The sequence below is a fragment of the Pseudomonas sp. PDM26 genome, assembly GCF_019219185.1.
GTDB lineage: Bacteria > Pseudomonadota > Gammaproteobacteria > Pseudomonadales > Pseudomonadaceae > Aquipseudomonas.
Window position 1 is genome coordinate 75,598 of sequence record NZ_JAHUWC010000020.1, and the last position, 12,779, is coordinate 88,376.

The window sequence follows — 12,779 nt, forward strand, 5'->3', positions numbered from 1 at the left end:
CCACTTCGAGATAACCAGCAATGACGAACATTACAACAAAAGACATCGACTTCACCGTCAAGTACGGCGATGAAACCCTGAGCCTCAAAGGCACGGTCTTTCAGCCAGAACAACTCGACGCTGCGGCGCAAAAACTGCCACCGGTCATCTTCAACTCCGGCTTCACCGGCGGGGTCACGATGTACGGCCAGTTGTTCGGTCGCGCCCTGGCAGCCCGTGGTTATCGCGTCATGACCTACGATGTGGCAGGCTTTTTTTCCAACAAGCACATCCGTAACACCATCGAATCCGGTGACAAGATCATCACCAACGTCATCCTCGAAGACCAGAAGGATGAAGTGCTCGGTGCCGTTGAATGGGCGCGCGAGAATTTCGGCGAGATGCCGGTGGTCGCGTCGTGGGCGATGGGCTCGGTGGCAAGCCTCGGTGCAGTGGCTGAGCTGGCCGCCGCCGGTGGTGAGCAGATCCGCTTCTGGGTGCCGATGAGCTACACCAACATCCGCAAACTGCAAGCCTTGCGCGCTGATCAGGCTGCGGCTGACGCGGCCATCGGGCAACTCGCGGATGACGCGCCTATCCCTCCGTTCGACACCGGTACTGACGCGACGCGTCTTGGTTATTACCCGCTGGATCCTGAAACCCAGGCCTATGTCGATCAGCAACTGGGCGGCTACACCGAAGCGGGCGGTGCGGACCGTTGGCCGGGCTGCACCTACGTGACGGCAAAGTCCTACAAGTCCTATGTGGCCTATGACCCGGAGCGCTCCATTGAAGGTGCAAAAGGCTTCCCGCCAGCGCTGATCATCCATGGCGCCGACAACACCTTGCACATGCCGTCGGAGTCTGTGCGTCTGCACCAGAACTATCCGGGCGATGCTGGCCCGCACGCGCTGATCATTTCGCACATGCAACATGGCCAGCAGAATCAGGTCGACAGCCCTGTGTTCAAGTCGATGATCCAGAGCATCGACGAAGCCATCCGCGCGCGCGGCTGATCCGCTCGCCATTGTCCTGCGAGACGTCGGGCGCCGAAGTCTCGCAGTGATCTCCAGCATCGCGGCGTGTATCGCTCACGTCATTCTGATCTGTCGTTGCGCTTTGGCCGGGTGGGTTCGCGGTCTCAACGATTCAATCTGGCTGAATGCGTGCCCAACCCCTAACATGGCGTGTCCAAAGCCACTTCCCCGGTGTGGCCTGAGCTGTTCACTCGAACGGCTGGAACTACCATGAAAGGATCTGGCGATGACAGCCCCCAGTGAATCGGCGACGTCTGTGAATAGCAGCACAACCAAGCGAATCGGGCTGCTCATTCTTCCTCAGTTCTCCATGATGGCCCTGGCGGGTGCCAGCGAGCCTTTGCGCGCGGCCAATCGGCTGTCCGGCAAAACGCTTTATGAGTGGACCCTGCTCACGGAGTCGGGCGGACCGGTCAGTTCCAGCAGCGGTATCGAAATCCAGACCGTGCCGGTTGATCAGGCGCCGGAGCTGGATCGCGTTTTTGTCCTGGCGAGCCTGGACATCGAACATCAGAAACCACCAAAAATGCTGCGTTTCCTGCAACGCGCAGCGTTCCGCGGGATTACCGTCGGCGCATTGAGCACCGGTACGTTCATCCTTGCACGCGCCGGCTTGCTGGAGGGCAAGCGCTGCACCTTGCACTGGGAGTCCATTGGCCAGTTTTCGGAAGAATTCCCCTCGATCGAAGTCACCAGGGAGCTTTACGTCAACCATGGCAACCGCTGGACATGCGCCGGGGGGACGGCGGCCATCGATCTCATGCTGGCACAAATCGCGCTTGATTTCGGTAACCAGCTCGCGGCGAGCATCGCCGAGCAATTTCTGCATGCCAGGATAAGAGCGCCGGAAGAGCATCAGCGGATGTCGATTCAGTGGCGGTTCGGCATTCACGATCGCAGGCTGACAGCCGCCATCGCCTTCATGGAGAACAATCTGGAGAACATCGTCGGCATCGAAGAGATCGCCGACCGTTGCAATCTGTCCCACCGTCAACTCGAACGGCTGTGGCATCAGCACTTCGGCATGACGCCGAAGAAGTTCTATCTGGAGCTCAGGCTGAACGAAGCACGCCGGTTGCTGCGTGAAAGCACCCAGCCCATTGCGTCCATTGCCTACAGCTGCGGGTTCGTCTCAGCGTCACATCTGGGGGCTGCTTACCGTCGTGTCTGGGGATGTACGCCCGGTGAAGAACGGCGGAAATTTGATGATGCTCACTCCTGATTTCAGTTACTGAGTGCATCGGTCAACAAACGCCAATCCCCCGAAAAGCCTCTGAACCAATCCTCTCTGTAAAATCCCATAGCTAGCTAATGACTCGCCCCGACAGGCGGTGCGCTCTGGCAAGCCTTGTCATTTGGCGATCCCGCATACTGCCGTCTGCAATCGACCCTGCACTTTGCATTGCGCATTGGCTTGCCGCGTGACGTCGGTTTTTTGATAGAAATCGTCGAACTCGAAGCTCAGAGCGCCTGCAGTAGCGCTGTAATGTTTCCTACAGATCCGGCGTTCAATTCCAGATGCACGACCGATAAAAACAACAATGACGCACAGAAGGCATAACACATGGAAACCTTGAGTTTCATTCTGGAAAACGGCGGGCTGATCAGTCTGCTACTCGGGCAGCACCTGCTCATCGTGGCGGTTGCGGTGGGTCTGGCGATTCTGACCGGCGTGCCTGTCGGGATCGCGATCTCCCAGCACCCCAGAACGCGCCGCTGGGTCCTGGCCTTCGCCGCGGTCCTGATGACCATTCCCTCCGCCGCGCTGTTCGGGCTGATGATTCCGGCCCTGTCGCTGATCGGCTACGGGATCGGCGTCGTGCCGGCGGTCATTGCGCTGTTCCTCTACTCCCAATTGCCCATCATCCGCAACACCACCACTGCGATCTCCAACATCGATCCGGCCTTGCGCGAAGCAGCGATCGGGATGGGCATGTCGACCGGGCAACGATTGCGCAAGGTTGAGCTGCCGATTGCGGTCCCGCTGATCATGGCGGGCGTGAGGATGGCGACCGTCATCAACATCGGCATCGCAGCCATCGCGGCCTACATCGGCGCCGGCGGCCTGGGCAGCCTCATCATTCGCGGCATCGCGCAATCGGATACCCGACAGCTGTTGGCCGGTGCGATTGTCATCAGTGTCATCGCCATTGCGGCCGATTACGCGTTGTACGGCTTGCAGCGCCTGCTGACGCCAAAAGGCCTGAACAAGAACAAAGTGGCCACCGGCCGAATGAAGGAAGCTACGACGTGATCCAGATCGAAAACCTCAACAAGCAATTCGGCTCAATCACTGCAGTAGAAGATGTCTCATTCAATGTTGAAGAGGGGCAGATCTGCGTACTGCTTGGGCCATCGGGCTGTGGTAAGACCACGACGCTGAAAATGATCAACCGACTGATCACGCCGACCTCCGGCACGATCAGAATTGGAGGTCGCGATACGTCCGAGCTGGACAGCGTCACCCTCAAACGCTCCATCGGCTATGTGATCCAGCAAGTCGGCCTGTTCCCGAACATGACCGTTGAGGAAAACATCTGCGTCGTTCCCAATCTGTTGGGGTGGGACAAAACCAAAAGCCGAAAGCGCGCCGCGGAGTTGCTGGAAGTGGTCGCGCTGGATCCGTCGAAATTTCTCAAGCGCTATCCGTGTGAGCTTTCCGGTGGTCAACAGCAACGCGTAGGCGTGGCCCGGGCCCTGGCAGCGGATCCGCCCGTGATGCTGATGGACGAGCCCTTTGGCGCGATCGACCCGATCAACCGGGAAGTGATCCAGGACGAATTCATGCGCATCCAGCGCCTCGTCAACAAGACCGTGCTGTTTGTCAGTCATGACATCGATGAAGCGGTGAAAATGGCGGACTGCGTTGCGCTGTTCCATAACGGAAAAATCCAGCAGTTCGGCAGCTCGGATGATCTGCTGGCCCGGCCCAACAGCGAGTTCGTGGCGAACTTCATGGGCGGCGACCGGATCATGAAGCGCCTGCGTCTGCTGCGCGCGTCTGACGTGGCCAGCAAGGTCCCGCCACGGGAACACATGCAGATCGTGGGCGGCAACAGCGCTGTTGTTTCGCAATCGCACCTGATCGTCAAACCCGGAGATGACCTGCGCCAGGTGCTTTCGCAGTTGCTCGGTCGCGGCCAGGACTGGGCACTTTGCAACGACAGCGACGGACGCTTTATCGGCTATGTCCATCAAGCCGACATCCTGGCGCGACTTGTTGAAAACATTACTCCGGTGGTGCACTGACAATGTCTGACTTACTGATCGGATTGTGGAAAGGGCTGCAGTTTTACTGGGGCGATATCAGCTACCTGACGGTCCAGCATCTGCAGATCGTGGCGGTCAGTGGGGTGCTGGCGCTGGTCATCGCGCTGCCGCTGGGCGTCTGGATGAGCCGTCCGGCGAACCAGCGTTACGCCATGGCCAGCATGCAGGTCCTTAACGTAGGGCAGGCGATCCCCAAGCTCGCGTTGCTGGCGTTGGCCATGAGTTTCATTGGTGTCGGCAGCGGCGCGGCCATCATCGGCTTGTTTGTCGCGACGTTGTTGCCCGTGGCAGTCAATACCTACGAAGGCCTGCGTGCGGTGCCGCCGCACCTGGTCGAAGCGGCCGAGGCCATGGGCATGACGCCACGGGAAACGCTGTGGAAAGTTGAAATTCCGAACGCGATGAACGTGATTTTCGCCGGCATCCGCACGGCGCTGGCGATCAACGTCGGTACCGCGCCGCTGGCCTTTTTGGTCGGCGGCGGCGGGTTGGGCGAGTTGATCTTTACCGGGATCGACCTGAACGACTTCGGCATGATGCTGGCCGGCGCCGCGGCGACCGCGCTGTTGGCGATTGCGGTCGATCTGGGCTGCGGCCTGATTCAAAACATTGCAGTGTCACGGGGCTTGAGGTTGGCCGGGCGCGAATGAATCTGAAGACCATAGACAAAAATCAATAATATGAGGTGCACGATGATTTATCGAATGCTGACCAGTCTGATCTTTACCCTGAGTCTTGTTTGCGGTGTTGTGGGCAGTGCTTCTGCCAATAACACGATTGTGGTTGGCGGCAAGAAGTTTACCGAGCAGCAATTGGTTGCCGAGATGACCGCTCAACTCCTGCGCGCCAATGGCTACAGTGTCGATAAACGCCCGGACCTGGGTTCTTCCGTATTGCGCGCGGCGCAAGAGAACGGTCAGGTCGATGTTTATTGGGAATACACCGGCACTTCACTGATTACTTACAATAAAGTCACGGACAAGCTCAACGCCGACGACACCTACAAGAAAATCAGCGAGCTGGATGCGCAGAAAGGCATCACCTGGCTGAACCCTTCCAAGGCCAACAACACCTACGCCTTTGCCATGCGCAAGGAAGAGGCCGAAAAGGATGGAATCGCCTCGATCAGCGATCTTGCGCAGAAGATCGCAACAGGCAAGTCCTACAAGTTTGCCTCCAACGCTGAATTCTTTTCCCGCCCTGATGGCCTGCGTCCTCTGCAAGAGACCTACAAGTTTGAGTTTGAGCGCAAGAACATCGTCCGCATGGACGGCGGGCTGACCTATCAGGCGCTTAGGGACGGGCAGGTCGACCTGGCCCTGGTCCTGTCGACGGATGGGCGAATTCCGGCCTTCGGCTTTGTGGTGCTGCAAGACGATAAAGGCTTCTTCCCCAGCTACGCGCTGACCCCGGTGATTCGCACTGAAGTGTTCAAAGAGAATCCGAAAATCGGTGAGTTGCTCAATGCCCTGTCGTCCAAGCTGGATGACGACACCATCGCGGGCCTCAATTCCCGGGTCGATGTCGGCCGTGAATCCATCGAGAGCGTGTCCCGGGAATTCCTGCAAAAGAATCAATTGCTGTAGGAGCTGCCGAAGGCTGCGATCTTTGACGTTGCCTTCAGAACTTACCAGGGCCGGCGGAATAACCCCGGCCATTTTTTTCGGTTCTTCACGGAATTCCGGGGAACACATATAACAAAATATCTGTAGGGGCTGCCGAAGGTTCGGGCCGTGTTCGGACGATCTTTTTGATCTTGATCTTCAGCAATCTCCAGATCGCAACAGCAAGATCAAAAGATCGCAGCCTTCGGCAGCTCCTACAGGGGAACGCGTGCCCCACCAAACAACGAGGTCGAGCGTTAGCTCGCCTCGCGGTGCTGTTGCGGTGCACGCCCCCTCGTGAGGCCGAGCGCAGGTTCTGCGCAGTGGGCAACCCGGCATGGATGCCGGGTTAGCCGCGTACGGCCATGGATGGCCGATCGCGGCGGGCCCACGGAGCAGGACCGGAGCGAGGGCATGCCGAGCCACAGCGAGGCACCGAATGTAAGGGGCAAAGCGCTTTGGTTACTTTCCGCCGGGCCGCGCAGGCTTTTCGAAAGTGACCCGCCGTCAGGGCGGAACCCTAAGTGGCCGTTACCGCAGCAATGAATATGTACACCAGGAAGAAAATGCTCGGCCGTAAGGTCGCCATCGCTGGCAAGTCGGATCGCCGCATCGCAGTTTCTACAGGTATCGGTGTTCCCCGGGATTGCGTGAAGAACCTTTTTTTCCCGCCTCCCATTCATTCCCTTGCATCCACATCAGGTGCGAGCTGGTTTCGTTCGCCTGTACCCACTCGGAGAATAACAATGCAGTTGAATAAAAAGTTCGCGGCGTGCTCGTTTTTGCTAATGGCAGCAAGTGCTCAGGCGGATGACAGTATCGAACGCATGACCCTCGCCGACATGCGTCATGCGTTGGACAACGGGACTCTCAGTTCCGAACATTTGGTGCAGCACTATCTGGATAACATTCAGGCGAACAATCGCCAGGGCCAGAACATCAATGCGCTGGTGACCATCAATGAACAGGCGATCGATCAGGCCCGCAAGTGGGACGCTGAGCGGGCGAAAAACCCCACTGCCAGGTACGCACCGCTGGCCGGTATTCCGTTCGTGGTGAAGGACAACTTTGACACCGCCGGTATGGTCACCTCCGGTGGTTCCTTCGTACTGCGTTCGTCGGTGCCAAGCCAGGATGCCTTCACCGTCAAGAAGCTGATCGACGGGCAAGCCATTGTGCTTGGCAAAGCCAACCTGTCGGAACTGGCCGCGTCCTTTGGCTGGTTTGGCTACAGCTCGTTTGGCGGGCAGACGCTGAACCCGCGGAACACCAAGCGTGATGCATCCGGCTCCAGCAGCGGTTCTGCCGCCTCGGTGGCGGCGGCGTTCGCACCCTTCGCATTGGGGTCGGATACGAGCGGCTCGATCCGGGCGCCGGCCAGCGTCACCGGTACGGTGGGTTTTCGACCTTCGCTGGGGCTGATCAGTCGTGGCGGCATCATTCCGCTGTCACTCGCGTTCGATACCGCCGGCGTCATTACCAACAGCGTGCTGGATCAGGCCATCGTGCTCGATGTGATCAAGGGCCAGGACAAAAGCGACGCGGCGACCTTCGACCTTGCTGCAGACAAAATACAGTTCGAACCGGCACTGAGCCGTACCTCGCTGCAAGGCAAGACCATCGGCGTAATCAGCAATTTCAAGGGTGCGAACCCGCAGGTGGATGCGGTCTTTAAAGCTGCGCAGGAAACGCTCGGCAAGCGTGGTGCGCAGGTCATCTCCATCGAATTGCCAAAAGCCTTTGAAACCCTGTGGAGTGACGTGCTCGGCCCTGTGGGGGACAGCGAATTCAAGTCGCAATTCGAACGCTACCTCGCCACCCTCAATCCGGGCCAACCGCGAACGCTTGCGCAGTTTCTCGACCTGGCCAAACAAAATCAGGCGCAAAACGCTGCGCATGGGATGAACCCGGCACGCCTGGCCGGACTGGAAACGGTCGCGAATACCACCAGCACCGATTCGCCGCAGTACATCTCCATCCTCTCCCGGAAGATTCCACAGCTGCGCGCGCAGCTGATGGGCATCATGAAGCAGAACAAAGTCGACAGCCTGTTCTTTGCCACCATCAACTGCCCGGCTTCGGTGGTGCACGGAGTGAGCGATGACAGTTACGTGTGCAAGTCCGGCGATACCTACGCGTCGTCGTACATTGCCTCGGCCACAGGATTTCCCGAAATCACCGTTCCGGCAGGCATCATCGAGGGCAACCTGCCGGTGGGTGTTTCGTTCCTGGGCGGCTACGGTGAAGACGCCAAGGTGGTGGGTTTCGGCTACGCGTTCCTTGGGCGGTAACCGTCAGATCTGTTCCAGCAACCAGGTACGAAACGCGACGAGTGAAGGCAGCATTTCATTGCGCGGCGGATAGGCCAGGTAGTAACTGCGCTGGCTGGCGAAGGGCTGATCGAGACTGATCAGTTCGTTGTTGGCCAACTCGTCGGCCACCAGGATACGTGGCACCAGACCGATGCCGATGCCGGCCCTGACGGCCTGGATCAAGTGCGAGGTGAGTTCGAAACTCGGCCCCAGGCGCATCATCCGATGGGGCAGGGCGTGGTGGCTGAACCACTCGCCCCAGACGTTTGCGTTGCTCGCGACGTTGAGCAGCGTCTGGCCAGCAATGCGGTCAGGGGTCCAGGCGTCATGGATTTCGGCTGCTTCTGGCGAAATGATCACCATCAGTTCTTCGGTGTGCAGGCGATGGCTGATCAGGCCCGGCAGGTTGGCGCTGCCGACCATGATCGCGGCATCGATCCCGCTGGTTTCAAAGTCGATGGCATCGATCCGGGAATTGATGTGCACCAGCATGCCGGGATGGGTTTTGTAGAAGTCATGCAGGCGCGGCAATAACCACTTCGAGCCGAAGGTCGGCAAAGTGGCCAGACGCAACGTGCCGCTGCCGGATTGATAAGCCATGGCCTGCAACGTGGCGCTGCGGATGCGTCCGAGCGCTTCGCTCATTTCCCGCTGATAAAGACGACCGACATCGGTCAATTGCACTTGCCGGCCTTCACGGCGAAACAGCGTCAGGCCCAGTTGCTGCTCCAGCGCCTGGACTTGCCGGCTCACGGCGCTTTGGGTCAGTGACAGTTCCATCGCGGCGCGGGTATAGCTTTCATGGCGGGCGGCGGCTTCAAAGGCCAGCAGCAACGACATCGAAGGGGTGAGGTGACGGTAATTCATTCGTAAAAGTCATCGATAGCGGCAGGATTATCCGTTTGTCCGGTGCCAGAACCTGCAGGATCATTGGCGTAGCCGACGACCTGAGGCTGACCCATTAATGCTCAGGCGACAAGTGTTTTGAGTTTTCCCGTGATTAGACCGACAAGAGAACAGCCTGCGATGATCGCTCAGTTGCCCACCGTTGCACCCGCGGCCCAGTACCCGGAGTTTCTGCAAGCCCTGCACTCCAGCGGCTTTCGTGGTCAGCTCAGCGCCGACTACGCCACCCGCACTGTGCTGGCGACCGACAACTCGATTTACCAGCGGCTGCCGCAAGCGGCGGTGTTCCCCCTGGATGCGGATGACATCGCACGCATCGCAACCTTGATGGCCGAGCCACGCTTTCGCCAGATCAAGCTGACCCCGCGCGGTGGTGGCACCGGCACCAACGGGCAGTCATTGACCGATGGCATCGTGGTCGACCTGTCGCGGCACATGAACACCATTCTCGAAATCAACGTCGCCGAGCGTTGGGTGCGGGTGCAGGCGGGCGTGGTCAAGGACCAGCTCAATGCCGCGCTCAAGCCGCACGGGCTGTTCTTTGCGCCGGAGCTGTCGACGTCCAACCGTGCCACCGTCGGCGGCATGATCAACACCGACGCCAGCGGCCAGGGCAGTTGCACCTATGGCAAGACCCGTGATCACGTTCTGGAATTGCACAGCGTGCTGCTCGGCGGTGAGCGTCTGCACAGCCATCCGCTGTCCGACGCAGAACTGGAGGCGGCTTGCGCGCAGTCCGGCCGTATCGGCGAAGTGTACCGGGTAGCGCGCAATATTCAGGAGACCCAGGCCGAGCTGATCGAGTCGGTATTCCCCAAACTCAACCGTTGCCTGACCGGTTACGACCTGGCACACCTGCGCGACGAGCAAGGGCGTTTCAACCTCAACAGTGTGCTGTGTGGTGCGGAAGGGTCATTGGGCTACGTTGTCGAAGCCAAGCTCAACGTGCTGCCAATTCCCAAATATTCGGTGCTGCTGAACGTGCGTTACGGCAGCTTCATGGATGCGCTGCGTGACGCCAATGCGTTACTGGCGCACAAGCCGTTGTCCATCGAAACCGTGGACTCCAGGGTGTTGCTGCTGGCGATGAAAGACATCGTCTGGCACAGCGTCGCCGAGTATTTCCCGGCGGACGCCGAACGTCCGACGCTGGGCATCAATCTGGTGGAGTTCAGCGGGGAAGATGTGGCGGACGTGAACGCTCGCGTGGTGTCGTTCGTGGCGCATCTGCAGGCCGACACGACGATCGAGCGGCTGGGCCACACGCTCGCCGAAGGTGCCGAAGCCGTGAGCCGCGTCTACACCATGCGCAAACGCTCGGTCGGGCTGTTGGGCAACGTCGAAGGCGAGGTTCGGCCGCAGCCTTTTGTTGAAGACACCGCCGTACCGCCGGAGAAGCTGGCTGACTACATCACCGAGTTTCGTGCATTGCTCGACAGTTATGGCCTGAGCTACGGCATGTTCGGTCACGTCGATGCCGGCGTACTGCATGTGCGCCCGGCGCTGGACATGAAAGACCCGGTCCAGGCCGCACTGGTCAAGCCGATTTCCGACGCTGTGGCCGAGTTGACTCGGCGTTACGGCGGGTTGCTGTGGGGCGAGCACGGCAAGGGTTTGCGTTCGGAATACGTCCCCGAGTTTTTTGGCGAGTTGTACCCGGCGTTGCAGTCGCTCAAAGGCGCGTTCGACCCGCACAACCAGCTCAACCCCGGGAAAATCTGCACGCCGCCGGATGCTGCCCAAGGCTTGCTCAAGGTCAACGAAGTGACGCTGCGCGGTGATCTGGATCGGCAGATCGACGAGCGCGTGTGGCAAAGCTTCGGCACCGCCATGCACTGCAACGGTAACGGCGCCTGCTACAACTACGATCCCTCTGATGCGATGTGTCCGTCGTGGAAAGCCACCCGTGAGCGCCAGCATTCGCCGAAGGGCAGGGCGTCGTTGATTCGCGAATGGTTGCGTCTGCAAGGCGCGGCCAATATTGACGTATTGCAAGCAGCCCGCGGCAAGTTGTCGTGGTTGAGCGGGTTGCCGGCGCGGTTACGCAATAACCTGGCGCGCTCGCGTGGCGAGGCGGATTTCTCCCATGAGGTCTATGACGCGATGGCCGGCTGCCTGGCCTGTAAATCCTGCGCGGGACAATGCCCGGTCAAGGTCAACGTCCCGGAATTCCGTTCGCGTTTTCTGGAGCTGTACCACGGTCGCTATCAACGTCCGCTGCGTGACTACCTGATCGGCTCGCTGGAGTTCACCATTCCCTACATGGCTTATGCGCCGGGCCTGTACAACGCAGTGATGGGCTCGAAATGGGTGAGCCGCCTGCTCGAGCGACAGGTCGGCATGCTCGACAGCCCGCTGATCCACCGCCATGACTTGCAGGCCACGTTGACCCGCTGCAAGGTCGCGGTCGCCAGCGTACCAGCCCTGCGCGAACTGACCGCGGCACAACGCGAGCGCAGCGTGGTGTTGGTGCAGGACGCCTTCACCCGTTACTTCGAAACGCCGTTGCTGGCGAGCTTTATCCAGTTGGCGCATCAGTTGGGGTATCGGGTGTTTCTGGCACCCTATAGCGCCAACGGCAAGCCTTTGCATGTGCAGGGTTTCCTCGGCGCCTTCGCCAAGGCGGCGATCCGCAATGGCAATCAGCTCAAGGCGCTCGCCGACTGCGGTGTACCGCTGGTGGGACTGGACCCGGCGATGACGCTGGTCTACCGCCAGGAATATCAAAAAGTACCAGGACTCAACGATTGCCCGAAGGTCTTGCTGCCTCAGGAATGGCTGTTCGATGCGTTGCCGGAAAACCCGCATCCCGCGACCGGAACCTTCCGTTTGTTGGCGCACTGCACCGAGAAAACCAATGTCCCGGCCAGCACTTCGCAATGGGAAGCCGTTTTTGCCCGGCTCGGGCTCAAGCTGACGACTGAGGCGACCGGCTGCTGCGGCATGTCCGGAACCTTCGGCCATGAAGTACGTAACCAAGGCAGCTCACGAACCATTTTTGAGCAGTCCTGGTCCGGCAAGCTGGAAAAAGAGAACGAGGCGCTGGCAACGGGATACTCCTGTCGCAGTCAGGTGAAGCGCTTTGCCAACCTGCAATTGCGCCATCCATTGGAGGTTGTGTTAGAGCGTACGCTCGCGAAGTGAAGAGGACCGCGATGCCAGACCGTCGCTATTCGACCCGTAGCAGTCAATCGCCTGAGGCGCTACGCTCGCAGGCACGCTCCTTCAGGTACTGACAATTACGACATGAAACGCATACTTGATCGTTTACGTGGCTGGGCCAGAAAGCTAAAACGGCAAACCATGGTTCTCTGGTTTTGCTATCAGCATCCGCAAACACCCTGGTTACCCAAATGGATTTCGGTTTTTGTCGTGGCGTATGCGCTGAGTCCAATCGACCTCATTCCTGATTTCATTCCTGTGCTTGGATACCTGGACGACGTGATCATTTTGCCGCTAGGGATTCTGCTCGCGATTCGGCTGATGCCGGCGCAGGTGCTCGAGGACTGTCAGCTCAAAGCGAGTGAGTGGGAGAAAAGCCATGTGAAGCGGCCAGCGAACAGATTTGCTGCAGTGATCGTTGTATTAGTCTGGCTTGTTGCTGCGGGTATTTTGGGGGCTTGCTTCCTCAGGGCGTGAAGCTGCCTGTCGCAGTAGCCAGAAATTGATCG

At 59.3% G+C, this 12,779-nt stretch carries 10 protein-coding genes; 9 read left to right on the plus strand and 1 reads right to left on the minus strand.

Translation table 11 applies throughout. The annotated features are described in order from the left end of the window. The first annotated feature begins 20 nt into the window (after positions 1 to 20). The 7 genes from KW849_RS29475 to KW849_RS29505 all read left to right on the plus strand — a co-directional run bounded on the left by KW849_RS29475 (position 21) and on the right by KW849_RS29505 (position 8,181). The gene (locus KW849_RS29475; protein WP_218433258.1) at positions 21 to 995 is read left to right on the plus strand and encodes an alpha/beta fold hydrolase; all 975 of its coding nucleotides are present in this window, start codon (positions 21 to 23) and stop codon (positions 993 to 995) included. Positions 996 to 1,242: 247 nt separating this feature from the next. Next, complete coding sequence (locus KW849_RS29480) at positions 1,243 to 2,238, plus strand: GlxA family transcriptional regulator (RefSeq protein WP_218433268.1); 996 nt, start codon at positions 1,243 to 1,245, stop codon at positions 2,236 to 2,238. A 342-nt stretch (positions 2,239 to 2,580) separates the two neighbouring features. Next, positions 2,581 to 3,270: an ABC transporter permease gene (locus tag KW849_RS29485; protein ID WP_218433270.1), complete on the plus strand. Its 690-nt coding sequence runs from the start codon at positions 2,581 to 2,583 to the stop codon at positions 3,268 to 3,270. Next, complete coding sequence (locus tag KW849_RS29490; RefSeq protein ID WP_108219550.1) at positions 3,267 to 4,265, plus strand: ABC transporter ATP-binding protein; 999 nt, start codon at positions 3,267 to 3,269, stop codon at positions 4,263 to 4,265. Before KW849_RS29485 ends, KW849_RS29490 begins: the two co-directional genes overlap by 4 nt. Positions 4,266 to 4,267: 2 nt before the next feature. After that, positions 4,268 to 4,936 carry an ABC transporter permease gene (locus tag KW849_RS29495; protein ID WP_218433272.1) on the plus strand — a complete coding sequence of 223 codons (669 nt, stop codon included), beginning with the start codon at positions 4,268 to 4,270 and terminating at the stop codon, positions 4,934 to 4,936. A gap of 54 nt (positions 4,937 to 4,990) precedes the next feature. Further along, positions 4,991 to 5,872: a glycine betaine ABC transporter substrate-binding protein gene (locus KW849_RS29500; protein WP_256357440.1), complete on the plus strand. Its 882-nt coding sequence runs from the start codon at positions 4,991 to 4,993 to the stop codon at positions 5,870 to 5,872. Between the two features lie 764 nt (positions 5,873 to 6,636). After that, the gene (locus KW849_RS29505) at positions 6,637 to 8,181 is read left to right on the plus strand and encodes an amidase family protein (RefSeq protein WP_218433276.1); all 1,545 of its coding nucleotides are present in this window, start codon (positions 6,637 to 6,639) and stop codon (positions 8,179 to 8,181) included. Positions 8,182 to 8,184: 3 nt separating this feature from the next. On the opposite strand, the gene KW849_RS29510 is transcribed toward KW849_RS29505, so the two are convergent. After that, complete coding sequence (locus tag KW849_RS29510; RefSeq protein WP_218433285.1) at positions 8,185 to 9,069, minus strand: LysR substrate-binding domain-containing protein; 885 nt, start codon at positions 9,067 to 9,069, stop codon at positions 8,185 to 8,187. Between the two features lie 159 nt (positions 9,070 to 9,228). Here KW849_RS29510 and KW849_RS29515 point away from each other — a divergent pair, with 159 nt between their 5' ends. Together KW849_RS29515 and KW849_RS29520 are read left to right on the plus strand one after the other, a co-directional pair. Next, a complete protein-coding gene (locus KW849_RS29515) occupies positions 9,229 to 12,252 on the plus strand; it encodes an FAD-binding and (Fe-S)-binding domain-containing protein (protein WP_218433287.1) in 3,024 nt (1,007 codons plus the stop codon). Positions 12,253 to 12,354: 102 nt separating this feature from the next. Further along, entirely contained in the window at positions 12,355 to 12,747 is a 393-nt protein-coding gene (locus KW849_RS29520) for a YkvA family protein (RefSeq protein ID WP_218433289.1), read from the plus strand. Positions 12,748 to 12,779: the final 32 nt, after the last annotated feature.